The 25,655-nt window shown below is 33.1% G+C and carries 29 protein-coding genes; 12 read left to right on the top strand and 17 right to left on the bottom strand.

Annotation, left to right across the window (positions count from 1 at the left end; all coding sequences use genetic code 11):
* Positions 1–9: 9 nt before the first annotated feature.
* The 5 genes from KHA98_RS02105 to ahcY all read right to left on the bottom strand — a co-directional run bounded on the left by KHA98_RS02105 (position 10) and on the right by ahcY (position 5,836).
* Positions 10–1,089: a hypothetical protein gene (locus tag KHA98_RS02105; RefSeq protein WP_213254811.1), complete on the bottom strand. Its 1,080-nt coding sequence runs from the start codon at positions 1,087–1,089 to the stop codon at positions 10–12.
* A gap of 10 nt (positions 1,090–1,099) precedes the next feature.
* Complete coding sequence (locus tag KHA98_RS02100) at positions 1,100–1,384, bottom strand: hypothetical protein (RefSeq protein WP_213254809.1); 285 nt, start codon at positions 1,382–1,384, stop codon at positions 1,100–1,102.
* 29 nt (positions 1,385–1,413) lie between these two features.
* A complete protein-coding gene (locus KHA98_RS02095) occupies positions 1,414–1,752 on the bottom strand; it encodes a hypothetical protein (protein ID WP_213254808.1) in 339 nt (112 codons plus the stop codon).
* 214 nt (positions 1,753–1,966) lie between these two features.
* Positions 1,967–4,285, bottom strand: coding sequence for a patatin-like phospholipase family protein (locus tag KHA98_RS02090; protein ID WP_213254807.1), 2,319 nt, complete (start codon positions 4,283–4,285; stop codon positions 1,967–1,969).
* 234 nt (positions 4,286–4,519) lie between these two features.
* Positions 4,520–5,836 (bottom strand): adenosylhomocysteinase, encoded by a 1,317-nt coding sequence (gene ahcY / locus KHA98_RS02085; RefSeq protein WP_213254806.1) that lies wholly within the window; start codon positions 5,834–5,836, stop codon positions 4,520–4,522.
* A gap of 313 nt (positions 5,837–6,149) precedes the next feature.
* On the opposite strand from ahcY, the gene KHA98_RS02080 reads away from it, so the two are divergent.
* Positions 6,150–6,800 (top strand): 4'-phosphopantetheinyl transferase family protein, encoded by a 651-nt coding sequence (locus KHA98_RS02080; RefSeq protein WP_213254805.1) that lies wholly within the window; start codon positions 6,150–6,152, stop codon positions 6,798–6,800.
* Positions 6,801–6,882: 82 nt separating this feature from the next.
* Here KHA98_RS02080 and KHA98_RS02075 read toward each other — a convergent pair whose 3' ends face one another.
* The 3 genes from KHA98_RS02075 to KHA98_RS02065 all read right to left on the bottom strand — a co-directional run bounded on the left by KHA98_RS02075 (position 6,883) and on the right by KHA98_RS02065 (position 8,231).
* Positions 6,883–7,269, bottom strand: coding sequence for a group III truncated hemoglobin (locus KHA98_RS02075; protein WP_213254804.1), 387 nt, complete (start codon positions 7,267–7,269; stop codon positions 6,883–6,885).
* On the bottom strand, positions 7,269–7,553 hold the full coding sequence (locus KHA98_RS02070; protein WP_213254803.1) for a hypothetical protein: 285 nt from the start codon (positions 7,551–7,553) through the stop codon (positions 7,269–7,271). The genes KHA98_RS02075 and KHA98_RS02070 overlap by 1 nt, the downstream gene beginning before the upstream one ends.
* A gap of 81 nt (positions 7,554–7,634) precedes the next feature.
* Entirely contained in the window at positions 7,635–8,231 is a 597-nt protein-coding gene (locus KHA98_RS02065; RefSeq protein WP_213254802.1) for a Crp/Fnr family transcriptional regulator, read from the bottom strand.
* A gap of 92 nt (positions 8,232–8,323) precedes the next feature.
* On the opposite strand from KHA98_RS02065, the gene KHA98_RS02060 reads away from it, so the two are divergent.
* The 5 genes from KHA98_RS02060 to KHA98_RS02040 all read left to right on the top strand — a co-directional run bounded on the left by KHA98_RS02060 (position 8,324) and on the right by KHA98_RS02040 (position 14,597).
* Positions 8,324–9,052 carry a phosphoglycerol geranylgeranyltransferase gene (locus KHA98_RS02060; protein WP_213254801.1) on the top strand — a complete coding sequence of 243 codons (729 nt, stop codon included), beginning with the start codon at positions 8,324–8,326 and terminating at the stop codon, positions 9,050–9,052.
* 23 nt (positions 9,053–9,075) lie between these two features.
* The gene (pnuC, locus tag KHA98_RS02055; protein WP_213254799.1) at positions 9,076–9,699 is read left to right on the top strand and encodes a nicotinamide riboside transporter PnuC; all 624 of its coding nucleotides are present in this window, start codon (positions 9,076–9,078) and stop codon (positions 9,697–9,699) included.
* Positions 9,660–11,774 carry a DUF4301 family protein gene (locus KHA98_RS02050; protein ID WP_213254797.1) on the top strand — a complete coding sequence of 705 codons (2,115 nt, stop codon included), beginning with the start codon at positions 9,660–9,662 and terminating at the stop codon, positions 11,772–11,774. Before pnuC ends, KHA98_RS02050 begins: the two co-directional genes overlap by 40 nt.
* Positions 11,774–12,178: an alternative ribosome rescue aminoacyl-tRNA hydrolase ArfB gene (gene arfB / locus KHA98_RS02045; protein WP_213254796.1), complete on the top strand. Its 405-nt coding sequence runs from the start codon at positions 11,774–11,776 to the stop codon at positions 12,176–12,178. The genes KHA98_RS02050 and arfB overlap by 1 nt, the downstream gene beginning before the upstream one ends.
* 280 nt (positions 12,179–12,458) lie before the next feature.
* On the top strand, positions 12,459–14,597 hold the full coding sequence (locus KHA98_RS02040; protein ID WP_213254795.1) for a TonB-dependent receptor: 2,139 nt from the start codon (positions 12,459–12,461) through the stop codon (positions 14,595–14,597).
* Between the two features lie 57 nt (positions 14,598–14,654).
* On the opposite strand, the gene KHA98_RS02035 is transcribed toward KHA98_RS02040, so the two are convergent.
* Positions 14,655–15,068: a Rieske (2Fe-2S) protein gene (locus KHA98_RS02035; protein WP_213254794.1), complete on the bottom strand. Its 414-nt coding sequence runs from the start codon at positions 15,066–15,068 to the stop codon at positions 14,655–14,657.
* A gap of 156 nt (positions 15,069–15,224) precedes the next feature.
* On the opposite strand from KHA98_RS02035, the gene greA reads away from it, so the two are divergent.
* Together greA and KHA98_RS02025 are read left to right on the top strand one after the other, a co-directional pair.
* Positions 15,225–15,701, top strand: coding sequence for a transcription elongation factor GreA (gene greA / locus KHA98_RS02030; protein WP_053472608.1), 477 nt, complete (start codon positions 15,225–15,227; stop codon positions 15,699–15,701).
* Between the two features lie 63 nt (positions 15,702–15,764).
* Entirely contained in the window at positions 15,765–16,154 is a 390-nt protein-coding gene (locus KHA98_RS02025) for an HIT family protein (protein ID WP_213254793.1), read from the top strand.
* Positions 16,155–16,238: 84 nt separating this feature from the next.
* Here the strand turns inward: KHA98_RS02025 and KHA98_RS02020 are convergent, their stop codons facing one another.
* A complete protein-coding gene (locus tag KHA98_RS02020; protein WP_213254792.1) occupies positions 16,239–17,390 on the bottom strand; it encodes a sensor histidine kinase in 1,152 nt (383 codons plus the stop codon).
* A gap of 159 nt (positions 17,391–17,549) precedes the next feature.
* Here KHA98_RS02020 and KHA98_RS02015 point away from each other — a divergent pair, with 159 nt between their 5' ends.
* The 4 genes from KHA98_RS02015 (at position 17,550) to KHA98_RS02000 (ending at position 20,468) form a co-directional block, all read left to right on the top strand.
* On the top strand, positions 17,550–18,425 hold the full coding sequence (locus KHA98_RS02015; RefSeq protein ID WP_213254791.1) for a flavin reductase family protein: 876 nt from the start codon (positions 17,550–17,552) through the stop codon (positions 18,423–18,425).
* A 31-nt stretch (positions 18,426–18,456) separates the two neighbouring features.
* Positions 18,457–18,828, top strand: coding sequence for a DUF3127 domain-containing protein (locus KHA98_RS02010; RefSeq protein ID WP_213254790.1), 372 nt, complete (start codon positions 18,457–18,459; stop codon positions 18,826–18,828).
* Between the two features lie 204 nt (positions 18,829–19,032).
* Positions 19,033–19,671, top strand: coding sequence for a leucyl/phenylalanyl-tRNA--protein transferase (gene aat / locus KHA98_RS02005; protein ID WP_213254789.1), 639 nt, complete (start codon positions 19,033–19,035; stop codon positions 19,669–19,671).
* A gap of 2 nt (positions 19,672–19,673) precedes the next feature.
* On the top strand, positions 19,674–20,468 hold the full coding sequence (locus KHA98_RS02000; RefSeq protein ID WP_213254787.1) for an MOSC domain-containing protein: 795 nt from the start codon (positions 19,674–19,676) through the stop codon (positions 20,466–20,468).
* Here KHA98_RS02000 and KHA98_RS01995 read toward each other — a convergent pair.
* The 7 genes from KHA98_RS01995 to KHA98_RS01965 form a co-directional block, all read right to left on the bottom strand.
* A complete protein-coding gene (locus tag KHA98_RS01995; RefSeq protein ID WP_213254786.1) occupies positions 20,465–21,175 on the bottom strand; it encodes a HesA/MoeB/ThiF family protein in 711 nt (236 codons plus the stop codon). The genes KHA98_RS02000 and KHA98_RS01995 overlap by 4 nt on opposite strands.
* Positions 21,176–21,217: 42 nt before the next feature.
* On the bottom strand, positions 21,218–22,378 hold the full coding sequence (gene thiH / locus KHA98_RS01990) for a 2-iminoacetate synthase ThiH (RefSeq protein ID WP_213254785.1): 1,161 nt from the start codon (positions 22,376–22,378) through the stop codon (positions 21,218–21,220).
* A 41-nt stretch (positions 22,379–22,419) separates the two neighbouring features.
* The gene (locus KHA98_RS01985; protein WP_213254783.1) at positions 22,420–22,797 is read right to left on the bottom strand and encodes a GxxExxY protein; all 378 of its coding nucleotides are present in this window, start codon (positions 22,795–22,797) and stop codon (positions 22,420–22,422) included.
* A gap of 136 nt (positions 22,798–22,933) precedes the next feature.
* Complete coding sequence (locus KHA98_RS01980) at positions 22,934–23,710, bottom strand: thiazole synthase (RefSeq protein WP_317192557.1); 777 nt, start codon at positions 23,708–23,710, stop codon at positions 22,934–22,936.
* Positions 23,691–24,329, bottom strand: coding sequence for a thiamine phosphate synthase (locus tag KHA98_RS01975; RefSeq protein ID WP_213254781.1), 639 nt, complete (start codon positions 24,327–24,329; stop codon positions 23,691–23,693). Before KHA98_RS01975 ends, KHA98_RS01980 begins: the two co-directional genes overlap by 20 nt.
* A complete protein-coding gene (locus tag KHA98_RS01970; protein ID WP_213254779.1) occupies positions 24,319–25,074 on the bottom strand; it encodes a hydroxymethylpyrimidine/phosphomethylpyrimidine kinase in 756 nt (251 codons plus the stop codon). The genes KHA98_RS01975 and KHA98_RS01970 overlap by 11 nt, the downstream gene beginning before the upstream one ends.
* Entirely contained in the window at positions 25,032–25,640 is a 609-nt protein-coding gene (locus tag KHA98_RS01965; RefSeq protein ID WP_213254777.1) for a thiamine phosphate synthase, read from the bottom strand. The genes KHA98_RS01970 and KHA98_RS01965 overlap by 43 nt, the downstream gene beginning before the upstream one ends.
* Between the last annotated feature and the right edge of the window lie 15 nt (positions 25,641–25,655).

Here is a 25,655-nt window from a genome sequence, read left to right as displayed (position 1 = left end):
CTAAATGAATTATTTCAGATTGTCTTTCTTAAGCGAAATGCTAATTAATTTATAACCATTTTCGGTTCTTAAAAATTCGAAATGATCTTGTCCAAAATCAGTTTTGTTTTTTGGATTTATTACAATATCCATTGTAGGATACATCCAATCTTTTGATTCGCGACAATTGTTGAAATAAATATCATATTCATCAGACTCATAAATGAATTGATTTAAGCCGTCTGAAGAAATAAAATAATCGGTTTTTGGAGAATTTAATTGCTGTAATTTCAGTTTCAAAAGATTGTAATTCTGATGGATGAACTTAGCTTTTGGAGAATTTATCCAGCCGTCTGGTTCTTTCCAATACGTGATTTTATCAAAAGAATGTTTCTCTAAGCTGGCTTTTGATAAATCTTTCAGGAAAGTATTTTTAAGCCAATGTTTAAATTCTTTTTCGTAATTGATAAAAGAATAATATTGACCATCAACTCCAAGAAAATTTTCTCTTGTTTCATCTTTATTGGGAGTTGCTGATTTTTCCAGAGAATAAAAATTCAGATGATCACTATAAGCGAAATTTTCAATTAAGATTTTATTATTAGTGTCGATAAGAAATTCATTTCCGCCAGTCCAGAAGAAATGTTCGCCATCTATTTCTTTTTTAGCATCTTTTAAACCTATGAAAATCCCATTTATCACTTTGGTTAAATTGCTGTATTCTATAGGAATAACGATTTTTCCATCGCCATTAAACATTCCCATTTTATCGGTTTTTGGATCACGAAATCTTATAAAACCTTCATTTTCACAATCGGGACCGTTGTCAAAAACATACATGCTGTCACGTCCTACTATTTTTCCTTGTTTAGTTAAGTAATAGCTTTCCCATGAGTTGTTTTTTTCTTCGGAAACGGCAATGATATTTTCAAATTTATGAGCAATTGTAAAGCCCATAAATTTTGGTTCGATTTTAATTACCCCATTTTTATCTTTAAAACCAATGTGCGTTGTGTCTTTATCTGGAAATGAAATCCAGATATCGTTGTTTTGAGCAATTGCTGAGTTATTTAGAATAAGAAATATAAAAAGAATGAAAATCTTTTTCATGAAATAATATTTATCTGAGATGAGCTTCTATTTCGTTACTTTTTGCTTCTTCAAAACAATCGGCACATAACATTTGGAAATCCGCCAGAGTTTGAAAAGTTTGTGTCCATTCTTCCCCATTATCCAAAAGGTATTGTTCGCATGCTCCGCACCAGGCAATTTGCGGAAGGTCTTCTTCGGCTTCTGAATAGTAAAAACCAACTTTCTTTTTTTCGTCTAGTGCCATTGCAATGTGAATACAGGAGAAAGACATTTCTTTTGAGCCGTGTTTGTCACATAAAATTTCTTCGATCATTTTTTATATTTTGAATTTTAAAAGTGTTTTTACATTACTTCAATTAACTTAAAGTTTAAGCTATTATTGCAGAATTCGGTGTGTAGTGTTAGTTCGGTTTCTTTATTGTCTAAAGTGAAAATTTTTGCCTCAATTCCGAATCCTTCGATAGAATCATATTTAAAGAGGCTAAAATTGGTTTCAAGGATTTTTAATTTTGGGAAATCTTCGCTTCTAAAATACTCAGATAACTCTTCTTTGATTTCTTCAAAAATAGCAGTATTAATTCTGAATTTGTTCTTTAAATTTTCAAAATCCCGAGCGTTAATATTTTCTATTAATTCAGCGTTTAATTTGAATGCTATTTGCGCGTTATTTTCTTCAATCATTTTATGAGTTTATATTCCAAATTTAAAGTTATAAACTTATAAAACTGTAAAGATCTAGTTAATTTAATTCGTTCTTGGTTTACGTGAGCGTGAGGGATAGGAGCAATCTGCCGAAGCAGTGCGTATAGCCCGACAGCATCCCGACAAGAGGGCGTATATGTGCATGGTAATTTGCCCTCTTATCGGGATGGTGGCACGCCCAGATTAATTTTATTTAAGGATTAAATGACAGTCCGACACTAAAAAACAGTCTTACTTTGTCGATATTATTGATCCAGGAAGTATCAAAATTTATTGGACCTAAAATGGATTGATAAGAAATGGAAGCTCCGCCGGACATTACGAGGCTGGGTTCGATGTTTTCATCCCAATTTCCTTTTGGACTAAATACATTTTTGATATAGTCGTCAAAGGTATCGAAACCAACAGTTGCAATATTAAAATGTGGAGTCAGATAAATTTTTCCCATTAGATTTATTTGAGAGGCAAGTCTAACGCCCAGAAATTGTGTAACGTTGAGTTCGTCTTCATTTAGACCTGGAAATGGAAGTCGATCGCTGCCAGAGCTTGGGATAATTCCTCCGAAAAAGTATTTTCCTGCGTAACCAAATTCCGTAAAGGAGATCTGACTATCTTTGAGTTTATCCTGAAAAATGAAATAAGAATCAAATCCAATAATTCCTGTAATTTTCTTTTTTATGGGTGCTCTTCTTTCAAAACTAAAACCAAATTTTGTATAACCATTGGTAGATCCATCTATGCTTGTTATACTCGGGTCGTTGAAAGAAATGCTCAAATCTGTTAGTACTGATCGGCTAACATTTGCTTTTAAAATTGTTCCTTCTTGGGCAAAGAAAACCTTATCCATATTATTGAAGGAGTAGTGGAGGTTTAATTCGATATTATTAAAGGAGTAGTTTGTAATGTTGATGGAGTTAGGATTGTATTCCCGGTCGAATTTTGGTTTTAAATTGGTGTAGTGATAGTTGATACCATAACCAAAATAGCTTTTGAGTGAATTTAAGTTTCGGTTTACCTCGTTATTGAACTCAAAAGAGTTATATAGAATATTGTCTGAAGCTTTTCCGTTGATATAAATTTCTTGTCTTAAAAAGGCTCCATAAAGTTCTGATGCCCACCACCAGTCTCTGTTTTTTCCAAAGTTTTTCTGAAAATTGATTCTTGCTTTTGGCTGTTCTGCTATGTCTACTGTTACAAGAAGGCGTGAGGCAACGGCGAGAACATTTCTTGCGGTGTAGTTGAAAATTATTCCGACACCTCTGTAAGTGTCATAATGTATGGATGTGTTTAGTTGGTTTTTGGCTCGTTCATGTCCAATTAAGTTGATGCCTAATTTGTCGCCATCTTTGATGAAATAATTGTATGTAATCTCATCGAAAAGATTGGTACCCATTGCTCTGTTGATTCCTGCTAATAAATCTTTGGAAGTATATTTTACATGTGTTTTAAGATTGGTTCTTCCGACTACCAAAGGAAGGTTTTCGGGACTGATTTTTTTGTAAACAATGGTGTCCAGAATAAATTCATTTGGCATTTCGGGTAATTTATGAATTCGTTGAGGAAACCCTTTTAATTTTTCTGATAAGGCGATTAATGCAGGAAGATTTTCGTTTGTTGCAATTTTACCATCTTCGTAGATTGCGTCGCTATTTGCAAAATCTGCAGTAGAAAAACGTAAGTTTGGCATATGGTCTACTAATATCGTGCAAAGTTTTCGGTTTTCAGGATTCTTTAAGTTGCTCGGGAACATACTGGTTTGGGTCAGTATAGTAACAAGATTATTCAGTTTGTCCATTGGTTCCATTCCGCCCCCAACGTCACTGCCAATAATAATATCAGCGCCCATTTGTTTGGCAACATCGGTTGGGAAATTATTCAACACCCCTCCATCGACTAATACTGTTTTTTCATAAGCCATTGGTTTAAAAATTGCCGGGAGTGACATACTGGCTCTCATGGCGTAAGCCAAATTGCCTCTGCTTAAAATTACCTCTTTTCCTTCGACAAGATCAGTTGCCATGGCTCTAAAGGGTATTGGTAAACTGTCAAAATTTTTAACATTGTATACAGGGTAAGTCAATTCAGAGAGATATTCTCGTAGATTTTGATCATTTAATAAAGAGCCAACGCTGTTTAGCTTTTTGTCTTTAATTCCTATTCCGATTAGGTATCTTTGAAATTCTCTTTTTTCCTCAACGCTTGCAGATTTTAAAGACTGTCCTCCGCCAAGTAATTTATCCCAATTGATTTTTTTTGTTAATCTTTCAATACTATCTCCGGAATATCCCATAGCATATAGTCCACCTATAATGCTGCCCATACTATTTCCGACAATAAGATCGGGAACAATGTGTAAAGAATCGAGTTTTTGTAAAAGCGGAATATGAGCAATTCCTTTTGCGCCGCCGCCGCTTAATACTAAAACAACTTTAGGTTTTTTTTCCTGAGAAAAAATAAAGTGCGGAAGGCACAATAAAAATAATAAGATGAATAAATAAGAAGTTTTTTTCAAGAGTACAGTGTTTATGTAGTTGAGAAATAATGACTTATTTGAATTCTTAAAATTAAGCAGTTATTCTTAAAAAAGCATATTTTTTGATAAAAATCTTTTTTCTTGTTAGAAAATAATTCATTGTTGTTAGAAAAGGTTATAAAAAACAAAACCCGACAGGTTTTAAAACCTGTCGGGTTTGATATATAATGATTTAAAAAATCTAATCCCGATTGCTATCGGGACTACAATTTATTAATATCTGTAGTATTCTGGTTTGAATGGACCTTTAACTTCTACACCAATGTAAGCAGCTTGATCTTCTCTTAAAACTTCAAGTTCAACACCTAATTTAGCTAAGTGTAAAGCAGCAACTTTTTCATCTAAATGTTTTGGTAACATGTAAACGTCATTGTTGTAAGCTGCGCTGTTGTTCCATAATTCGATTTGAGCTAAAGTTTGGTTTGTAAATGAGTTACTCATCACAAAACTTGGGTGACCTGTAGCACAACCAAGGTTTACTAAACGACCTTCAGCAAGAATGATGATATCTTTTCCAGCGATGTTGTATTTGTCAACTTGTGGTTTGATTTCGATTTTAGATGCACCGTGGTTTTTGTTTAACCAAGCCATATCAATTTCGTTATCAAAGTGTCCGATGTTACAAACAACAGTTTTGTCTTTCATTTGCTCGAAGTGCTCTCCAAGAACGATATCTTTATTTCCTGTAGTAGTAATGATGATGTCAGCATTTGCAATTACAGTATTTAATTTTTTAACTTCATAACCATCCATTGCAGCTTGTAAAGCACAAATTGGATCGATTTCAGTAACAGTTACAATAGAACCAGCACCTCTGAAAGAAGCAGCAGTTCCTTTTCCAACGTCACCATATCCACAAACGATAACTCTTTTTCCAGCTAACATTAAGTCAGTTGCACGACGTACAGCATCTACAGCAGATTCTTTACAACCGTATTTGTTATCAAATTTAGATTTAGTAACAGAATCGTTAATGTTGATTGCAGGCATTGGTAAAGTTCCGGCTTTTACTCTTTCGTAAAGTCTGTGAACACCAGTAGTAGTTTCTTCAGAAAGACCTTTAATTCCAGGAACCAATTCTGGGAAACGATCAATAACCATGTTTGTTAAATCTCCACCATCATCAAGAATCATATTCAATGGTTTTCTGTCTTCACCAAAGAATAAAGTTTGCTCAATACACCAGTCAAATGACTCTTCGTCAAGACCTTTCCAAGCGTAAACCTGAATTCCTGCAGCAGCAATAGCAGCAGCAGCCTGATCCTGAGTAGAGAAAATGTTACAAGAAGACCAAGTAACTTCTGCACCAAGAGCAATTAAAGTTTCGATTAAAACAGCAGTTTGAATCGTCATGTGTAAACATCCAGCGATACGAGCACCTTTTAAAGGTTGTTCGTCTTTATATTCAGCACGAAGCGCCATTAAACCTGGCATTTCAGCTTCAGCTAGTTCAATTTCTTTTCTTCCCCAAGCCGCAAGAGAAATGTCTTTTACTTTGAAAGCCACAAAAGGCGTAGTTGTAGTACTCATTTATAGTATATTTGTATAATTGTAAAATTTTTGCAAATTTACGTAATAGGTTTTTATTTTTACTATTTTCTGTAAGATTTGTGAAATCTTTAATTTCTTAATCTCTAGAATGTTAGTTTGTAAAACGTTTTTGAACCATATAAGTTATATAAGTTCATTTAAAAAGGTTTCTTTACTATTTACTGAGAATTGCTTAAATTTACTTAATACATGTTTTTAACCCAAAGTTATATTTCCTTATATCACTTATATGGTTTAAAATTCAAAAGGAATAATTCACAATTAACCATTCATAATTTACAATTAAAAAGAAATGCCTTTATTTCAAACCATACAATTCAACGAAAACACTAAAATTTTAATTTGGGAAATAACCGAATCTTTTGAAGAGCTATCGGATAAGGTTGTTTTGAAGGAAAAAACACAGTTGAGACTTGACGGAATGAAATCTCAAATGCATCAGCGTGCTTTTTTGAGCGTTCGTATGTTAATACAGGAATTAGGATTTGAAGATAAGGATTTACATTATGATGAATTTGGAAAACCTTATTTTGATTGTCATAATTATATTTCAATAACACATTCGTATCATTTTGCGGCTATAATAGTAAGTCATGAAACTGTTGGAATTGATATGGAATTGCAACGCGAAAAAATTCAGAGAATTGCAGATAAATTTTCAGATTATGAAATGGGTTATTTAGATCCAAATTTTACAGAAGAATACATTAAAAAACTTACCGTAATCTGGGGAGCTAAAGAAGCTATTTTTAAAATCAGAAATGAGAAAGGAATCAGTTTTAAGGATCATATAAATGTCAATGATTTCTCTTTAGACGAAAGTAAAACTCAGGCTAGCCTTCATTTTGATAATTTGGTAAAAGATTTTGATGTACATTATCAGGAAGTAAAATCAGATAATTTTGAAGGTACTTTTACTTTGGTTTATGCTTTTGAGAAGTAATTTTTTTAAATATAAAAATTGCTTCGCCTGTTCGCTATCGCTCGGGTCCAAATTCCAAATTCCAAAATTTTTAAATTTCATTTTACTTTTTCCGGTGCTCAAACATACCCATATATAAAAACGTACTCATTTTTCTGGCACGTCTTTTTAGTGTATCTGCATTTTCACCTTCAAAATATTCATCAATAGTCTGAAACCAATGATTTAGCCAGATTCCGAACTCATTTGAAGTGATTTTACCATCAAAATGGGCATCAACTTCATTATGTACAGCAATCGGATTTCCTTTATACTTTTTTGCTGCAAATAAATTCATTTCCCAAAAATCAGTTAGTTTTTCGAGATGAGCGTCCCAATCAGAAATCAGGTCATTAAAATAAAAGCCGATTTCTTTGTCGGCTCTTATTTTAGCATAAAACTGATGCACTAAAAAAGTGACGTCATCTCTATTTTCAATTTGTTTTCTCACTAGATAAAACTATTTAAGACTATAAAAAATACGCTTAATAATGCACTTGCAATAATAAGGTTAAAAACTGTTTTGTGTTTCATTTGTGCCAATATTGAAGTGTTTGCAAAAACACAAGCCAAAACAATAATAGCCAGTTGAATCATTTGCGGAATCGAAGTTCCATTTGCTAAAACATACATTGCTGCAGCGCCTCCTAAACAGCTTTGAGCAATTACAGCCATTGCTGCAGATCCCATATAATTTCTATTAAAAATGTCGAAAGTTGATTGATATAGTGTCATGATATATTGTTTTTATACCAACAAAGGTACATGCACTATACAACTCCGTTTTATGACTAAAATCATAAAAAGATAACTATTTTAACGGTATACTTTTCGATTAATTATCTTCAGTTCTCCCTTTTTCTCAAGGGTTTTAATGGTTCTGATAACGGTTTCAACACGAAGACCGGTTAAATCTCCAATTTGTTGTCTTGTAAAATTGATGAGATATCCATTTGAATCTTTTTTAAAATCAAAATAAGCAATTCCGTGATCAATTAGTTTTAAAACCCGGTGTTCTGGTTCGTGTGTAGAAATTTCTGCTGCCATAACAGATTTGTAATACAGACGTTGCGCCAGATTTTCGATTATTTTAATGCTAATTGACGGATTTTCTTCCAGTAACTTCATGAAAGTAAGTTTGGGAAGAAAAAGTATCTGGCAGTTTTCAACAGCAATTGCATTTGCTGGATATTTTTGATTTAAGAATAATGGAGGTTCGCCAAAGGATTGATTTTTATAAAATATACCCTGAATAAATTCGCGACCATCATCATTGTAATTACTCATCTTAACTTCTCCTGAAATAATCTGATAATAATGCGTTGGCAAATTCCCTTCTTCAAAAATAATCTCGTTTTTAGCGAAAGATTTTTTTATTGCACCATATTTTTCTAATAGTTCAGTAGCGATCATATTCTTCCTTTGATTGCAGTAGAGAGTATACAAATATAATTCATTCTAAATTGTTCATCAGCTTTAAAAATCTTTTTACTTTTACGCCCACTATGCAGCAAAAACAAAATAATATACATCAGCAGATTTTAGAAGCTAAAAGTAAAGGTCAAAAATTACTGGCTATACTTTTAGATCCTGACAAAATTGCGATGGAGAAGTTAGATAATTTATTAGTTAAAATAAATCAGTCTCCTGCAACTCACATTTTTGTTGGAGGAAGTATTGTTAAGACTGCAATTTTAGAAGAATTAATTGTACAGTTAAAGCAAAACACAAATTTACCAGTTGTTTTATTTCCGGGTGATCCGTCACAAATCTCACCTCAGGCAGATGCTATTTTGTTTTTAGCCTTATTATCTGGGCGAAATCCAGACTATTTAATAGAATATCAGGTTCAGGCAGCCCCGATTTTGAAAAAAACTAAAGTTGAGGTTATTTCGACAGGTTATATTTTGATTGAAAGCGGTAATGAAACTGCAGTGGCACGTGTAAGTAAAACAAAACCTCTGAATCGTGAAAACTTTGATTTGGCACTGGCAACTGCGCAGGCCGGAGAGATGTTAGGTAATAAACTAATATATCTGGAAGCGGGGAGTGGAGCAAAAAATGCGGTTCCGTTGAAAATGATAGAGTTAATTGCGCAAAATGTCGAAATTCCTATAATTGTTGGAGGAGGAATTGTAGATTTGCACGCAATTCAAAATGCATACAACGCAGGAGCAGATTTAGTAGTTATTGGAACTGCTTTTGAAAACGACAGCCACTTTTTTGAATCGTAAACAACCCAAAAACAACCTGAATAATGATTGATTTTTTTCTAGACAGTTATAGAAATGCTCCTTTGTGGCATATTGCTTTAGAGTTTTTAGTCTTTGTTTGTGGTATTTTGAGTGTTTGGTTTGCCAAAAAAGAGAATATTTGGGTTTATCCGACAGGATTGATTGCGACGGTTATTTCAGTTTATCTTTTATATGTTGCTGGTTACATTGGTGATATGATAATAAACGGATATTTCTCGATTATGAGTATTTACGGTTGGTATGTTTGGGCAAAAGGAGGAACTGTAGAGGAAAATCTACCGATTACCCGTACAACTCTTAATGAAAAATTAATCGGAATCTTACTGTTTATTGTAACTGTTTTTGTAGTTTTCGGGATTTATAAATATTTCGATTATGAAATTAAAAAAGACAATTATGTCGATATGATTTCATCTGGAATATTTTTTGCGGGAATGTGGTATATGGCCAGGAAAAAAATCGAAAACTGGACACTTTGGATTATTGGCGACATTATTGTTGTACCTCTTTACGCTTATCGTGGCTTAGGGATGCTGTCACTTCAATATTTAATTTTTACAATTTTAGCTATTTCAGCTTATTTAGAATGGAGAAAAATCTTAAACAGCAAAACACAACAATCATAAAAATTGCTTTGTTTGGGCCTGAAAGTACAGGTAAAACAACGCTGGCGACGCAGCTTGCAGATTACTACGAAACCGAATGGGTTCCCGAGTTTGCACGCGATTATTTACAGGAAAAATGGGAGGAAAATCAGCATATTTGTGTAGCCGATGATATGATGCCTATTGCATACGGGCAAGTTGCTTTGGAAAATGAAAAATTAGCGAAGGCAAAAAAATACTTGTTCTGTGATACCAATTTAATGGTAACTAAAGTTTTTTCTGAAATGTATTACGGTTTCTGTGATCCCCTTTTAAATGAGGCGGCATTGAAACATGAGTATGATTTATTTTTCCTTACGGATATTGATGTTCCTTGGGAAAAAGACGATATCAGAGATACTCCTGAAGGAAGAGAGACTGTGTTTTCTGTTTTTAAACAAACTTTGATAGATACTAATAAACCTTTTATAACCTTATCTGGCAATAAAGAAAGTCGTTTAGCAAAAGCAACTACTATTATAAATAATTTGACGATAGCTAAGCAACATGGTTTTTCGTCTGCAGATTTTGTTCAGATATATGAGCGAGGAATTCCTTTTGAAAGTATTTTAAAACAACTTGAAGCATTTAAAAATGGTATTGCAAAAGGAAATTTAATAAGTCCGGCGACAATTGGGAATGGAATTTTAAGTTTATCTGAAAGTGATTTTGAAGAAAAGGCAGTTTTTTTTGATAGCCAGAAGGAAAAATTAAAAATCAAGAAATTTGTTCCGGCATCTGGGGCAGCTACCAGAATGTTTAAGTTTTTAATTGCATTTCTGAATGATTTTAACATTCAAAAAGAAACAATCAATGCTTATATCAATAGGAAAAAAGATAAAGAGCTTGCTATTTTTATTGTTGGAATGGAGAAATTCCCGTTTTTTAAAACAATTGATCACAAATTAAGAGAAGTTTATCCTGATTTTGAAACCTTAGACAGAGATTATAAAAATTACTATTTTATAAAATTATTACTTTCTCCTGATTACTTTGAATTTGCAAATAAACCTAAGGCCGTTTTACCTTTTCATCTTTATGAAACTCATATTGCAAACCCAATTGAAGAACATTTGAATGAATGTGTGCATTATGCAGCTTCAAAAAAGGTTTCTAATTTGCATTTTACTGTTTCAGAAAATCATCAGAATTTGTTTTATCAGGGTGTTGACGAGGTAATAGAAAAAATTGAAGAACCATCCGGTATAAAAATCAATATTGGTTATTCTTATCAAAGTAAAAGCACAGATTCAATTACTATTGATTCAAAAGATAAATTAGTAAAAGACAAAAATGATAATTTGATTTTCAGACCAGGAGGGCATGGAGCTCTTATAGAAAACCTGAACAATCTTGACGCAGATGTAATTTTTATTAAAAACATCGATAATGTAATTCAGAATCATATTGATCAAATTACACTTTATAAAAAGGCTTTAGCAGGTGTTTTGATCGAAATACAGCAAAGAGTATTTTCGTATTTAGAGGCAATTGATAAAAATAAAGTTAGCGAAAAAGAATTAGAAGAGATTGTTGTTTTTTTACATGAAAAGATAAATGTAGAAGTAAGCAGTGATTTTGATAAATTTACTTTTGAAAATAAAATAAGCAAGATCAAAGAACTTCTGGACAGGCCGATTCGTGTTTGCGGAATGGTTAAAAATGAAGGAGAACCAGGCGGAGGTCCGTTTTGGGTTCTGAATGATGAAGGTGCAAAATCATTGCAAATTGTAGAAACTTCACAAGTTGATCTGACCAACAAAAAGCAACGTAAAATTTTAGAAGAAGCAACGCATTTTAATCCCGTAGATTTGGTTTGCGGAATTAAAAATTATAAAAACGAAAAGTTCGATTTACTTCAATATGTTGATCAAAAAGCTGGATTTATTGTTGAGAAAAGTGTCGATGGAAAATCGGTTAAGAATTATGAATTACCAGGTTTATGGAATGGATCTATGGCCAATTGGCTAACTGTTTTTGTTGCCGTGCCTTTGATTACTTTCAATCCTGTAAAAACAGTAAACGATTTATTAAAAGCGGCACATCAGCCACAATAATGGATAACTATAAAATAATATCAGAACTAGGTTTTAAAGCCGTTCGCAGCAGTGGTGCAGGTGGACAAAATGTGAACAAAGTTTCATCAAAAGTGGTTTTATCTTTTGATTTGGAAGCTTCACAAGCCTTATCTGATGAAGAGAAATTACTTTTAAAAGAAAATATTTCGGCAAGATTAACTTCAGAAAATATCTTAATCTTAAACTGTGACGAAGACAGAAGTCAGCTTAAAAATAAAGAGATTGTTGTAAAACGATTTTTAGAAATAATCAAGAAAGGACTGTTTGTTCCTAAAATTCGTAAAGCAACTAAAATTCCGAAATCAGTTATTAAAAAGCGTATTAAGGATAAAAAGAATATTTCTGATTTGAAGCAATCTCGCAAGAAACCCAACCTGGATTAAATACCAATCTTTTAAAATTCCAAATTCCAAAATCATCTTTTCAGTTGTTTTGGAATTTGGAATTTGTTTTTTGGAGTTTTTAATTTTTTAACATTACATTTGCACTGTCTCAAAGGGGTGCTCTAAATAACGAGCTGAGATCATACCCAAAGAACCTGAGCGAGTAATGTTGCTAAGGGAAAAACGACACTATCAAGCGTGCACACTTTATCTTGTCGTGAAACAATTTTATTAATTTAACAAAAGAATAATTCCCCCTTTTATTCGTAATTTTTTACGAATGAAAACTATTTTTAAAGGTTCAAAGGTTTATGATGTAAACGGAACCAAAATTATTTTCTTTACTCTATTCTCTATTTTTTTTACTCTATTCTCTTTTGCTCAGGAGCAGGATTCTACCAAAGTCAACAAACTTGATGATGTATTGGTTTCTGCAGTTCGTGTGACTTCAAAAACGCCTGTTACTTTTAGTAATATGGATAAAAAAGAAATCAAATACAGAAATTTGGGACAAGATATTCCAACTTTAATGAATTATCTTCCTTCTGTAGTTACAACTTCTGATGCCGGAACTGGAATTGGTTATAGCGGAATCCGCGTTCGTGGAAGCGATGCTACAAGAGTAAACGTTACGATTAACGGAATTCCATACAATGATGCAGAAAGTCAGGGAACTTTCTGGGTTAATATGCCTGATTTTGCATCATCATTAGAAAGTCTTCAATTGCAACGTGGTGTCGGAACTTCTACCAATGGATCTTCTGCTTTTGGTGCAAGTTTAAATATGTTGACAGATAATTATGCTTCAAAAGCCAATGGTGAAATTTCAAGCTCTTACGGAAGTTTTAATTCAAATAAAAACACGGTAAAGTTTAGTACAGGTTTATTAAATGATCATTTTGAACTTGCCGGACGTTTGTCAACTATTAAATCTGACGGTTACGTGGATCGTGCCAGTTCGGATCTAAAATCGTATTTCCTTCAGGGAACTTATGTTGGTAAAACAACATTAATTAAAGCTTTGGTTTTTGGTGGAACAGAAAAAACATATCAATCCTGGAATGGCGTTGACGCTGAGACATTAAATAAAAACCGCACTTTTAATTCGGCTGGAATGTATACAGACGAATCTGGAAATGTACGTTTTTATGATAACGAAACCGACAATTACAAACAAGATCATTATCAATTGCACTGGAGTGAATCTTTGTCTGATAAATGGAGTACTAATCTAGCTTTTCATTATACAAAAGGAAAAGGTTATTACGAAAATTATAAGGAAGATGCCGATATGGCTGACTATAATTTAAATCCGGTTGGTACGGTTACAACAACAGATTTGGTTCGTCAGAAATGGTTGGATAATGATTTTTACGGAACCACTTTTTCTGTGAAATATAAAGAAGAAAAGCTTGATGCTATTTTTGGCGGAGGCTGGAATAAATATGAAGGCGATCATTTTGGGCAAGTAATCTGGGCTAGATACGCTTCTCAGACAGAGCCGGGAGATCATTATTATGATGATTTTTCAACAAAAACAGATGGTAATATTTTCGCAAAAGCAAACTATCAGTTTACGGAAAAATTAAGCTTTTATGGTGATTTACAATATAGAAGAGTGCGATATAAGGCTAATAGTGCGGAAACGGGGTTGGTAAACGATACATTCAATTTCTTTAATCCAAAGGCAGGTTTTAATTATGAAGTGAATCAAAAGAACAATCTTTATTTCTCTTATGCCCGCGCTAATCGTGAGCCAAACAGAACAGATTATGAAGGCGGAAATGTAAAACCAGAGAAATTAAATGATTTTGAATTAGGATGGAGATTTAATTCGGAGAAATTTCAGTTGAATTCTAACTTCTACTATATGGGATATAGAGATCAGTTAATTTTAACCGGAAGATTAGACGATGTTGGAGCGCCAATTCGAGCAAATACAGAGAAAAGCTACCGTTTAGGATTTGAATTTGATGCTACAATTGCACTTTCAGAAAAATTTATTCTTAGACCTAATTTCACTTTAAGCAGTAATAAAAATGTTGACCTCGCTGTAGAAGGAGAATTTTACGGAACGACTAAAATTGCCTATTCTCCAGAAGTTATTGCAGGAAATATAATTGTTTATAGCCCAATTCAGAGTTTGCATATTTCATTATTACAGAAATACGTTGGCGAACAATATATGAATAATATTGAATTGCCATCAGCAAAATTGGCTGATTACTTCGTAAATGATTTGAATGTTTCGTATGAAATCAAACCAAAATCCATCTTTAAATCAATCACGATTACCGGTTTAGTAAACAATATTTTAGATAAAAAATATGTTTCAAATGGGGCAATGTGGGATGTTTATCCTTACTATTATCCTCAGGCAGGAATTAATTTCCTTGCTGGTTTAACATTAAAGTTTTAGAGAATTCAAAAAAACTAAAAAGCCTGAAAGTTTGATGCTTTCAGGCTTTTTAGTTTCTTAATTATATACGTGAATCACAGATCCTATAACTTCGACCTTATAAGGTTTTAAAGGATATTCTTTTTTTCCAAGTCCGGTAAATAAGCTATACTGCTCTTTATCGCAAGAACAGACAGCATTTATTCCATCTACAGTCATTGCAACGCAGGAATTGATTTCCTGATTAGGGCATGCAGCATCAAAAGCAGTATAATTACTTCCTGCATTAAAAATAATAATTCCCTTTGCACCAAAATTTGGAACAATAACTCCGTTACTTACAAATTTCAGATTTGAATATGCCGGCAGATTCATATCTACAGATAAATTAACCGAATAATTAGGAATATAAGGATTCTTGTTACTGCGTTCGCTGTCGCTGCAAGCAGAAAGTGCACAAACAAAGACGATTAAGAGCCAGATTTTTTTCATTTATTTTAATACGAATTAGTGAAACAAAAATAAATTATTTAGATTTGATTTTTATATGATTAACATATAATTATGTACTATTAAAAATAATAGTATATTTGTATTACAAAATCCCGTCCCGATGGGATTTTTTCTATTTATGTAAACGATGAAGTTATGAGTAAAGTATCTTATTATACCGCAGAAGGATTAAAAAAGTTAAAAGATGAATTGGAGCATTTAAAAAGTGTAATGCGTCCAAAGGCATCTCAAGATATAGCAGAAGCAAGAGACAAAGGCGATTTATCTGAAAACGCTGAGTATGATGCTGCAAAAGAAGCGCAAGGTTTATTAGAAATGAGAATTGCTAAATTAGAAGAAGTATATTCGAATGCAAGATTAATAGACGAATCGCAACTGGACGTTTCAAAAGTTTTGGTACTTTCTAATGTAAAAATTAAAAACCAAAGCAACGGAATGGAGATGAAATATACACTTGTTGCTGAAAGTGAAGCTGATTTAAAAACCGGAAAAATCTCAGTAACTTCTCCTATTGGAAAAGGTTTGCTAGGAAAATCTGTAGGTGAAGTAGCTGAAATTACGGTTCCAAATGGTGTTTTGAAATTTGAAATTCTTGAAATCTCACGTGACTAATTATAAGTTTAACTGTTTAATCGTTAAATCGGTTAAACGAATAAACGATTAAACAAATAAACAATGGCATCAATATTCACTAAAATAGTAAACGGAGAAATTCCTGCATATAAAATCGCTGAAGATGAAAACTTTTTGGCATTTTTAGATGTAAATCCAAATGCGAAAGGACACACACTATGCATTCCGAAACAAGAAATCGACAAGATTTTTGACATGGATGACGAACAGTATCTGGGTTTAATGAAGTTTTCTAAGAAAATTGCAACTGCTTTAGAAAAAACAGTTCCGTGTAAAAGAGTTGGAATGGCTGTAGTAGGATTAGAAGTTCCTCACGCACACGTGCATTTGATTCCGCTAAACCACATGGACGAAATGCGTTTTCATAATAAAGTATCACTTTCTAAAGAAGAATTTGAAGCATTAGCAAAAAGCATTCAGGCAAATTTATAGAATAAAAAGTTTAAGCTTTGTCAGGCTGAGCGAAGTCGAAGCCTACGCAAAGTTCAATTAAATAAAAAAATGCAGTAAATCACTTTACTGCATTTTTTTATTTAAAGTAATCTGAAATGTAGTTCCTTTTCCTATTTCAGAATGTAAAACTTTAATATTTCCTTTGTGGTATTCCTCAACAATTCTTTTTGTTAAAGAAAGTCCTAATCCCCAGCCTCGTTTTTTGGTTGTAAAACCAGTTTCAAAAACCGTTTTAAATTGCTTTTTGGGAATTCCTGATCCGGAATCTTTTACATTTATTTTTACGTGATTAGAATCTTGTTCAATTTGCAGTTCAAGAGATCCTTTTCCTTTCATTGCATCAATAGCATTTTTCACCAGGTTCTCAATTGTCCAGCTGTAAAGAATCGGGTTTATTTGAACCAATATCGGATCTTGTGGTGTATGATAAGAAAAAGTAACCTGTTTTGAGAAACGGGATTGCAGATATTTAAAAGCATTTAAAGTCTCAGAAATAATATCGTGCGTTTCTAAAACAGGAACAGAACCAATTTTAGAGAAACGATCTGTAATGGTTTGTAAACGATCAATGTCTTTTTCAATTTCAGAGGTAATAGACGAATCAATATTTTCTGTTTTTAAAATCTCAATCCAGCCAATTAATGAAGATAAAGGTGTACCAATTTGATGTGCAGTTTCTTTTGCCATACCAGCCCACAATTTGTTTTGTGTGGCCATTTTAGTGCTTTTGTAAAAATTATAGATTAAAGCACCGCACAGAAATACAATTAATAATAAGGCAATGGGATAATATTTTAGCTTATTGAGCAATGCCGAGTTACCATAATATAGTTTTTGATATTTTCCCGGAGCGTATTCAAAAGTTATGGGTTCATTTTCGTTTCTTAATTTCTTTAAAAAAGATTTTAACTTATTTCGGTTATTCAAAATTTCTTCCGGAACATTTTTAGAACTCACCACATTATCATAAAGCATTAGTACAACAGGAATAGAAGTGTTGTTGCTGAAAATCTGAAGAGGCAGTTCTACATCAGTATTTTCATCAGCATTTACGATTGTAATCTGGGCATTTGCAAAAAGTTTCATTTTCAGACGCTCTTCATTCTTGAAAATTTGGAAAAAAGTATAAGTGTTCCAAAGAATCAAAGTAATGATTAAAAAGGAAATAAGAATTATAACCCAGCGAGTTGTATTTCTGCGTTCAGAAAAGTGCATAAACTAATTTTTGAGGTATAAATATAACGAAATATACGCATTTTATATTTTGCAATTCCTGAAAGATTTTTGTTTTTATATCCCAAACTATTTCTTCGAATTAAACCATTTCTATACTTTTGCATTTACCAAAATGAGGTTTGGTTAAAAAGAAAAATTATGATTAGCATCGATCCAAAAGAGATACCAACGGCAAAATTACATGGCTATTTGCAAAGTGCTGTAGGGCCAAGACCAATTGCTTTTGCCAGCACAATTAGTGCAAAAGGAATTCCGAATTTATCGCCTTTTAGTTTCTTTAATGTATTTAGCGCAAATCCGCCAGTTTTGGTTTTTTCGCCTGCAAGACGCGTTCGCGATAATACAGTAAAACACACTCTAATTAATGTTGAGGCAACGAAAGAAGTGGTGATTAATGTGGTAAATTATGATTTGGTTCAGCAAACCTCTCTGGCAAGTACAGAATATGCAGAAGGTGTAAACGAGTTTTTAAAAGCAGGTTTAACACAAATCCCTTCAGATTTGGTAAAACCGTACCGTGTTAAAGAATCTCCGGTTCAGTTTGAATGCAAGGTTACACAGATTATTCCGTTAGGAACAGAAGGTGGCGCAGGAAATTTGGTTTTGTGTGAAGTAGTAAAAATTCATATTCATGAAGATATTCTGGATGAAAACGGAGGAATCGATCAGCATAAAATTGATTTGGTTTCAAGATTGGGTGCAAATTGGTATTCAAGATCGAATCAGGGACTTTTTGAGGTGCCAAAACCACTGACAACTTTAGGTGTTGGAGTAGATGTAATTCCGAATTTTATTAAGGAAAGCCCTGTGTTTAATGGGAATGACCTTGGAAAACTAGGAAATATAGAAGCCTTGCCTACAAAGGAAGAAGTTAGTATATTTGTGAAGGAAAATTTTTCTGTGAAAGGAGTTTTAAGCTCAGATGATCAGGAAAAAATTCATTTAGAAGCCAAAAAATATCTAAATAATGACGATATTGCATCGGCCTGGAAAGTGCTTTTAGCTAAAAAATAAGAAAAGAAACAATAATTAATTATAGACGAAGATGGAAGTTATAGGAAAAGTAAAAGTGGTAAATCCTGAGCAACAAGTAAGTGCTGCATTCAAAAAAAGAGAATTAGTAGTTACTACAGATGAGCAGTATCCACAGCACATTTTAATCGAATTTACACAAGATAAATGCGATTTATTAAGCAGCTATAAACAAGGAGAGGCAGTAAAAGTTTCTATCAATTTAAGAGGAAGAGAATGGGTTAATCCACAAGGAGAAACCAGATATTTTAATAGTATTCAAGGTTGGAGAATCGAAAGATTAGCAAGTGAAGCTCCTGCACAAGGACCTGCAATGCCAGCTGCAGAAGCATTTGCTCCAGCAACAAATGTAAACGACGACGAACCAGACGATTTACCTTTCTAAGAAGTTAAATTTTCAATTTATTAAATTCCAAATTCCAATTCATTACTATGTTTTGGGATTTGGAATTTTTGTATAAAATTAAGCACAAAGTTTGTAATTTCGACGTAAAGAGAAATCTCTGGAAGAAACGCCGCATAGAATGATTGCTTAAGTTTGGAATTTGGAATTTCAATATTGGAATTTTAAATTAATTTATTTTAAAAGATGTATTATTTAAGAGAAGATCTATTTTTTCCTCCAGTTTCTGAGGCTGATGAAGAGGGAATTTTGGCAATTGGTGGTGACTTAAATCCCGAAAGATTAAAACTGGCCTACAAAAGCGGAATTTTTCCGTGGTTTAATGAAGGTGAACCCATTCTTTGGTGGGCTCCGGATCCCCGAATGGTTTTGTTTTTGGATGAATTGGTAATTTCTAAAAGTATGCGGAACATTCTCAACCGAAAAATGTTTAAACTTACTTTTAATAAAAATTTCAAAGAAGTAATTTTAAATTGTCAGCAAATAAAGCGTGAAGGGCAAGATGGTACCTGGATTTCAGACGAAATGATTGAAGCTTATTGTAAGCTAAATGAAGAAGGAATAGCTAAATCTGTTGAGGTTTGGCAGGATGAAACTTTGGTAGGAGGTTTGTACGGAATTGATTTAGGAAATGTTTTTTGTGGTGAAAGTATGTTTTCTAAAGTTTCGAATGCATCCAAAACCGCATTCATTGCTTTAGCGTTATATTTGCAAAAAGAAAATTATAAAGTTTTAGATTGTCAGGTTTATAATCCGCATTTGGAAAGTTTAGGTTGCAGGGAAATCGATCGTGAAGAATTTATGTCCATTTTAAAAAGTAAATAAAAATGAGTGCCGTTTATAGCGTAAAAGAAATTTATATTTATCCCATAAAAAGTTTAGCCGGTATTAGCTTAAATTCTGCTCTTGCTGAGGAAATGGGTTTCGAAAACGACCGAAGATGGATGTTGATTGGCGCTGACAATGTTCATGTCACACAGCGTGAATATCCCGTTATGAGTCAGTTTTATCCTCAGATTTCAGATGATAAAATTAGAATTACTTTTGGAAATGAAACGCATGAATTTCTAATAAATGAATATTTAAGCGATTCTATAGATACAAAAGTCTGGGAGGATAAAAGCGAAGTCGTTGAGGTAAACAAACAAACTTCTAAATGGTTTAGCGAACGTTTAGGTATTGATTGTAAACTGGTAAAAATATTAAAATCGGGCGATCGCAAGCATGAAAGTTCAAGAGTAAAAGAAACCTTCAATGTAAGTTTAGCCGATGGTTATCCCTATCTTTTGATTGGAAGCAAAAGTCTTGATTTTTTGAATGAGAAATTAGACGATAAAATTACAATAAAAAGATTCCGCCCAAATATTGTCGTAAGCAGTCAAAATCCTCATGAAGAAGATGATTTTACTACTTTTAAAATTGGAGCGGTTCAGTTTAAAAACATCAAACCCTGCGGAAGATGTATTATGGTTAATAATGACCCTGAGAAAGGTGTTATTAAAAAAGAGCCCTTAAAAACATTGAGTAAATACCGAAATGTCAATAATTCTGTTTTATTCGGAACCAATATTGTGAGTTTGAATTCGGGATTTATTACTGTTGGTGATGAGATTGTTTTTTAGAAATTCAACTTTGTAAAGTTCCAGTTTAGCGTATTAAAAATTATTAATTCGTTTTTTAAAGAAGGCAATTCGAGAATTAATTTTAACGTTTCATGCGCCATGATATTTCCGATAATTCCCGGTAGGGTTCCTAAAACACCATTTAAATTACAATTGGGAACATCTTTTGGATCTGGCATTTCCGGAAATAAGTCTCTAAGGTTTTTACTTCCGTTATGATTAAAAATGGCAATTTGTCCTTCAAATCTTAAAATACTTCCGTAAACCAAAGTCTTTTTTAAGGCGACACAAGTATCGTTTACCAAATAACGGGTCGAAAAATTATCAGAACCATCTACAATAATATCATATTTTTCAATGATTTGAAATGCATTTTCTGAGGTTAGTTTTTCATTAATCGCCACAGCTTCAATCAACGGATTTAATTTTGAAACTACCTTTTGTGCTAGAATGGCTTTTTGTTGGCCAATTTCATTTTCTGTATACAAAATTTGTCTGTGGAGATTATGGATTTCAATGGTGTCAAAGTCCATAATTCCGATAAAACCAACTCCGGCAGTTGCAATATATTGTAAAACGGGACAACCTAAACCACCGGCGCCAATTACTAAAACGCGCGCTTTTTTTAATTTTTCCTGTCCTTCATCGCCAATTTCAGGAAGAATGGTTTGTCTGTTGTAACGGAGGAATTCTTGTATAATGCTCATTTTTTTAAGTCTTAAAGTTTTTAAAGTCGAAAGTCAAAAAATCTATTTATCCAAAGTGAGAGACTTTTCAACTTCCGACTTTTCAACTTTATGACTAAATGCGGTGTCCCAGTCTTTCCAAATCGGTTCATAGCCTGCTTTTTTAATGATTTTGGCAATTTCTTCAGCAGAGCGTTCATCACTAATTTCGAATTGCTCTAAAGATTGCGGATCAACAACATAACCACCCGGATTTGTCTTTGAACCGGCACTCATACTTGTAACACCAATCGGAATTATATTGTCTCTGAATTTTTCATTTTCACGCGTTGAAATTGAAATTTCGAGGTCTTCATTCCATAACCTATAGGCACAAATCAATTGTGTCAAATCTTTGTCATCCATAATAAAATTCGGTTCGATAATTCCTTCGGCAGGGCGAAGGCGAGGGAAAGAAACAGAATATTTGGTCTGCCAGTATTTTTTCTGAAGATAATCCAGATGCAAAGCATTAAAAAAACTATCTGTTCTCCAGTCTTCCAGTCCTAATAAAACGCCTAAACCAATTTTATGAATTCCGGCGGTTCCAACTCTGTCTGGGGTTTCCAGTCTAAAATCGAAATTTGATTTTTTGCCCTTGGTATGGTATTTTTTGTAGACTTCCTGATGATAGGTTTCCTGATAAACCAAAACTGAGTAAACTCCGGCTTCATGCAAACGTTCATATTCTTCTGTAGAAAGCGGTTGCACTTCCACAGAAATAATCGAAAAATTATCTTTAATTAAAGAAATTGCATTTAGGAAATAATTGATATTAACGGTGTAATTTGCTTCTCCGGTTACTAATAAAACATGGTCAAAACCAGCATCTTTCAAAGCTTCGACTTCGAGTTTTATTTCAGTATCAGTAAGTGTTTTTCTTTTGATTTTATTGTCTAAACTAAATCCACAATAGGTGCAAATGTTTTGGCATTCGTTACTTAAATAAAGAGGTGCATACATCTGGATGGTTTTTCCGAAACGCTTTTTGGTAATTTGATGGCATTTTTGAGCCATTTGCTCTAAATAATTTTGTGCAACAGGAGAGATTAATATCAAAAAGTCGTCAAGATTATATTTGCTTTTTGCCAAAGTTCGTTGAACATCTTTTGATGTGGTTTGGTATATTCTGGATTGAATTTCATCCCAATTATATTGCTCGAAAATAGATTTAAATGTTTTCATATTTTTATTTTGCCTCTCGCAGATTTTGCAGATTACGCAGATTAAATTTTATTAGCAACGCGATGAATATTTTCTAGGATATTAGAACAGTTAAAATTGACCAAGATTCCAAGTTTTTTATTAGTTAATTTTAAATAGGTATTCAATTGTTTAAAGTGAATTGGCTTTATCTCTTCTACTGATTTTAATTCTATAATTACTTTATCTTCCACTAAAATATCTAGCCTAAATGTTATGTCTAAATAAATATCATCATATTTAACTGGTAAATCAATTTGTTTAACTACTTGTAATCCATCTTTTTTCAATTGATAACACAGAGCACTTTCATACACAGATTCCAATAGCCCAGGTCCAAGAGAGTTGAATACTTTAAAAATTGCTCCTCTAACTTTATATGAAATTTCATTTTCTGACATAATTTTTTTTAGCTCAAAATTAAAGAAAATTCTTTCTTTTTGATAATTAAAAAAAAATCAGAGTAAAATCATATTCAGCAGCTTCAACATAAAAATCATCTGCCAAATCTGCCAAATCTGCGAGAGAAAACCAATTTTATTCATAAAGAAAAGAAGTCAAAGGACTAGAAGCTGAAGCATAATTCCGCTGTTGGGCAATTTTAGCTTCAAAGGCTTTTCTTCCTGCAATTACAGCATTTTTAAAAGCCTCGGCCATTAACTTCGGATTTCCGGCAACGGCAATGGCGGTATTGACCAAAACGGCATCGGCACCAATTTCCATTGCTTTTGCAGCATCTGAGGGAGCACCAATTCCTGCATCTACAATTACGGGAATATTACTTTGGTCAATTATAATTTCGAGAAAATCTATGGTTTTTAAGCCTTTATTACTCCCAATAGGCGATCCTAAAGGCATAACGGCAGAAGTTCCGGCGTTCTCTAAATGTTTGCATAAAACAGGATCGGCATGAATATAGGGAAGTACAATAAAACCAAGTTTAGCCAATTCTTCAGTAGCTTTTAAGGTTTCAATAGGATCTGGCATCAAGTATTTTGGGTCAGGGTGAATTTCTAGTTTTACCCAATTTGTTTCAAGTGCTTCACGCGCCAATTGTGCAGCAAAAACAGCTTCTTTTGCGTTTCTAGCTCCAGATGTGTTTGGCAATAAATTGATATTTGGATGTTTTAAATGGGAAAGAATAGCATCCGTATCGGTTTCTAAATCGATACGTTTTAAGGCTACAGTTACCAACTCGCTTTCTGAAGCCAAAATGGCCTGTTCCATTTCTTCATTTGATCCAAATTTACCTGTTCCTAAAAATAGGCGAGAGGTTAAGGTTTTATCTCCGATATTAAACAATGACGTTTGCATATAATTTTTCGTTAAGTTGTTGAATTAATTTTTCTTTTTCATCGCTTTCGGTGATGATTCCAGAAACGGCAATTCCGTAAATTCCGGTTTCCATTAACGGATTTATATCTTTTAATGTGATTCCTCCAATAGCAAAAACCGGTATTTTGATTTTGTTCTTTTTTAGTTTCTGCAGAATCTCAAAATATCCGTGTAAACCTAAAATTGGACTTAATTTTTCTTTTGTACTGGTAAATCGAAAAGGCCCAAGACCAATATAATCACATCCATTTTTTACATGATTTTCAATATCTTCAAAGGTGTTGGCCGTTCCTCCAATTATTTTGGTATTGCCTAAAATGGCGCGGGCTTCATCGATTTTCATGTCCGAAAGCCCAAGATGAACCCCGTCTGCTGCGATTTGCTGAGCGAGATATAAGTCGTCGTTTACAATAAAATTGGCTAAATATTCTTCACATAAAAATTTTACAGCTTCCGCTAATGCGAAAGTATTTTTAGCTGATTGATCCTTAAACCGCATCTGCACCCAATCGCATCCGGCATCAAGCGCCTGCTGAATGTTATATAATTGTTCTTCAATTGTATTTCCCTGTGAAATATATTGCAGTTTATTGTACATAATGATATCCTATTAATGTTGAAGTTGAACTTAGATATTTTTCTATGTAGGTTTTGGCATTTTTACAAGCTTCGGGTAAAGTTTGATTTAATGCAAGATTTGCGGCTATTGCAGCAGAAAGGACGCAGCCGGAACCATGTTTTTCTGAGCATTCTTTGTTTGTTGGCAAAAGATCATAAACTTCATTTTTTAGAAATAAACGATCAGTTCCAAGTGCGGTTTGATTATGTCCGCCTTTTAATAAAATATTTGTTGGAATTTCATTTTCAGGTCCTGATTTTTCAGAAAAGAAATCAGGAAATAAAAAAGCAATTTCCTTGTAATTAGGAGTTAATAGATCAACTTTAGATAAAACTTTATTTAAATCTGAAAGATCTTCAAGATTCATAAAATTAAATTCGGTAGTTGATTTCAAAACCGGATCCCAGACAATTTGTGTTGAAGGTGAGAGTAATTTTATAGTCGAAAGAATTCGGTTTAAGTAATGTACAGAAGGAACAATTCCGATTTTAACAGCATCTATTTTATAACTTAGAAACAATGTTTCAATCGAACGAATTACAAAACTTAAATTCGTCCACTGAATTTCATAAAATTTATTTTCGGTTTGGATGGTATCGGCCGTTGTAATAGCAAAACCATATACCTGATGCTGCTCAAATGTTTTGATATCAGCCAAAATTCCTGCACCTCCCGAAGGATCTAAACCTGCGATTGTGAGTGCGAAAGGGCGTTTTTTTGACATAATTTAAATTGTTTTAATGGATTTTCATTCTTCCAAATACTTCCTATAAGTGCGACATCGTCAAAACCTTTTTCTAAAACTTGTCGAATGTTTTCTGAATCAATTCCGCCCAAAGCGACCATTTTTGTTTTATGATTTGTTCGGGACTTTAATTCTTCAAAAAGGTCTCTTTCAGGAAAATAATTTTCTTTAGAAATACTTTTAAAAAGGGGACTTAGAAAGGCATATTCAAAATTCTCTAGCGAATTAAAACTTTCGATAGAATGTGTTGACGTTGATTTAAAGCTACGAGGTTTTGAAAACCTTGCAGGAAAATCATTTAGACTTTTTCTTTCTTTTTCAGAAAAATGTAATCGGTTAATACCAAAATCTTCTGCTAAATCGTGATGATTATGCATAACCAAATTAGCTCTGTATTCTAATTTTATCTGATGAATAAACTGCGCCATTTCCAATTCTGAAAAATCTGGTTTCCGAATATGAAGCAAAGACAATCCTTCTTTCAATAAAGAATGAAGAATATCTATTTCATCTTCAACAAAAAAAGGATTAGTAATCACTATCATGTCTTTTCTCTTTGT

Source organism: Flavobacterium branchiicola (assembly GCF_018383905.1).
GTDB lineage: Bacteria > Bacteroidota > Bacteroidia > Flavobacteriales > Flavobacteriaceae > Flavobacterium > Flavobacterium branchiicola.
This window is presented reverse-complemented; position numbering and strand designations above follow the sequence as displayed.

Coding starts and splice junctions, on each gene's coding strand:
- KHA98_RS02105 (WP_213254811.1), bottom strand. CDS start 1,089: ATGAAAAAGATTTTCATTCTTTTTATATTTCTTATTCTAAATAACTCA.
- KHA98_RS02100 (WP_213254809.1), bottom strand. CDS start 1,384: ATGATCGAAGAAATTTTATGTGACAAACACGGCTCAAAAGAAATGTCT.
- KHA98_RS02095 (WP_213254808.1), bottom strand. CDS start 1,752: ATGATTGAAGAAAATAACGCGCAAATAGCATTCAAATTAAACGCTGAA.
- ahcY (WP_213254806.1), bottom strand. CDS start 5,836: ATGAGTACTACAACTACGCCTTTTGTGGCTTTCAAAGTAAAAGACATT.
- KHA98_RS02080 (WP_213254805.1), top strand. CDS start 6,150: ATGCCTTTATTTCAAACCATACAATTCAACGAAAACACTAAAATTTTA.
- KHA98_RS02070 (WP_213254803.1), bottom strand. CDS start 7,553: ATGACACTATATCAATCAACTTTCGACATTTTTAATAGAAATTATATG.
- KHA98_RS02065 (WP_213254802.1), bottom strand. CDS start 8,231: ATGATCGCTACTGAACTATTAGAAAAATATGGTGCAATAAAAAAATCT.
- KHA98_RS02060 (WP_213254801.1), top strand. CDS start 8,324: ATGCAGCAAAAACAAAATAATATACATCAGCAGATTTTAGAAGCTAAA.
- pnuC (WP_213254799.1), top strand. CDS start 9,076: ATGATTGATTTTTTTCTAGACAGTTATAGAAATGCTCCTTTGTGGCAT.
- KHA98_RS02050 (WP_213254797.1), top strand. CDS start 9,660: ATGGAGAAAAATCTTAAACAGCAAAACACAACAATCATAAAAATTGCT.
- arfB (WP_213254796.1), top strand. CDS start 11,774: ATGGATAACTATAAAATAATATCAGAACTAGGTTTTAAAGCCGTTCGC.
- KHA98_RS02040 (WP_213254795.1), top strand. CDS start 12,459: ATGAAAACTATTTTTAAAGGTTCAAAGGTTTATGATGTAAACGGAACC.
- KHA98_RS02035 (WP_213254794.1), bottom strand. CDS start 15,068: ATGAAAAAAATCTGGCTCTTAATCGTCTTTGTTTGTGCACTTTCTGCT.
- greA (WP_053472608.1), top strand. CDS start 15,225: ATGAGTAAAGTATCTTATTATACCGCAGAAGGATTAAAAAAGTTAAAA.
- KHA98_RS02025 (WP_213254793.1), top strand. CDS start 15,765: ATGGCATCAATATTCACTAAAATAGTAAACGGAGAAATTCCTGCATAT.
- KHA98_RS02020 (WP_213254792.1), bottom strand. CDS start 17,390: ATGCACTTTTCTGAACGCAGAAATACAACTCGCTGGGTTATAATTCTT.
- KHA98_RS02015 (WP_213254791.1), top strand. CDS start 17,550: ATGATTAGCATCGATCCAAAAGAGATACCAACGGCAAAATTACATGGC.
- KHA98_RS02010 (WP_213254790.1), top strand. CDS start 18,457: ATGGAAGTTATAGGAAAAGTAAAAGTGGTAAATCCTGAGCAACAAGTA.
- aat (WP_213254789.1), top strand. CDS start 19,033: ATGTATTATTTAAGAGAAGATCTATTTTTTCCTCCAGTTTCTGAGGCT.
- KHA98_RS02000 (WP_213254787.1), top strand. CDS start 19,674: ATGAGTGCCGTTTATAGCGTAAAAGAAATTTATATTTATCCCATAAAA.
- KHA98_RS01995 (WP_213254786.1), bottom strand. CDS start 21,175: ATGAGCATTATACAAGAATTCCTCCGTTACAACAGACAAACCATTCTT.
- thiH (WP_213254785.1), bottom strand. CDS start 22,378: ATGAAAACATTTAAATCTATTTTCGAGCAATATAATTGGGATGAAATT.
- KHA98_RS01985 (WP_213254783.1), bottom strand. CDS start 22,797: ATGTCAGAAAATGAAATTTCATATAAAGTTAGAGGAGCAATTTTTAAA.
- KHA98_RS01980 (WP_317192557.1), bottom strand. CDS start 23,710: ATGCAAACGTCATTGTTTAATATCGGAGATAAAACCTTAACCTCTCGC.
- KHA98_RS01975 (WP_213254781.1), bottom strand. CDS start 24,329: ATGTACAATAAACTGCAATATATTTCACAGGGAAATACAATTGAAGAA.
- KHA98_RS01970 (WP_213254779.1), bottom strand. CDS start 25,074: ATGTCAAAAAAACGCCCTTTCGCACTCACAATCGCAGGTTTAGATCCT.
- KHA98_RS01965 (WP_213254777.1), bottom strand. CDS start 25,640: ATGATAGTGATTACTAATCCTTTTTTTGTTGAAGATGAAATAGATATT.